Origin of the sequence: Pseudomonas arsenicoxydans (assembly GCF_006438915.1) — a bacterium.
GTDB lineage: Bacteria > Pseudomonadota > Gammaproteobacteria > Pseudomonadales > Pseudomonadaceae > Aquipseudomonas > Aquipseudomonas arsenicoxydans_A.
Map to the genome: position 1 here is coordinate 1 of NZ_RCZE01000039.1, position 783 is coordinate 783.

At 52.1% G+C, this 783-nt stretch carries 1 pseudogene; it reads left to right on the forward strand.

Features of this window, described 5'->3' with window-relative positions:
• Positions 1–269: 269 nt before the first annotated feature.
• A pseudogene (locus tag EAH78_RS32060) lies at positions 270–783 on the forward strand (peptidyl-prolyl cis-trans isomerase); the annotation flags it as partial.

Here is a 783-nt window from a genome sequence, read left to right on the forward strand (position 1 = left end):
TTTCGAATCAGTAACGGCCAGTGCATCTGATTTACCCATATCTAAAGTTTGGGAATGTAAGACGCGATTAATGACGATAGCGCTAGAACGGGTACCGAGCTGAGAATTCGGACATCCCCGCTACGCCTGACGTCTTTTTCGGACTGTATTAGCCGACTTCTTCGATCGGCACCGTTTTACTGTGATGAGATGCAGTGGCAGATTTTGAGTTACGAGCAATACTCCAGTTCGCATCGAATCTGTTCGATTTAAGCGTGGGGCAAAAAGTCATGACCTTAACGGTTACTGAAACAACATCCAGATTCTCTTTAATTAAACGCTGCCTTCGAGAACCGCTACTGCACTTCCTGATTGCTGGCTTTGGACTGTTTGTCCTCTACGGTGGCTTGCACAGCTCAGCGATCAATCAGGACCCTCAACGTATCGAAATAACCCCGGACGATATTCAGCGGATCGAAATCTCCTGGCTGGCGCGCTGGCAACGCCCGCCGACCGATCAACAGCTTCAAGGGATGCTCGATGATTATGTGAAGGAGGAGATCCTCTACCGCGAAGCATTGAAGCTCGGGCTCGAAAAAGACGACACCATCATTCGCCGGCGACTGGCGCAAAAGATGGACTTTCTCGCAGAGGACGTAGCGTCACTTCGTGAACCCGCCCCCGGCGTCCTTGAGGCCTGGTACAACCAGCATCAAGACCAATATGCCCCGCCGCCGCTGGCGACCTTCCATCACTTATTCTTCGCCTCGGACAAACGCGGTATTGACGCGCAAGCGCAGGCTC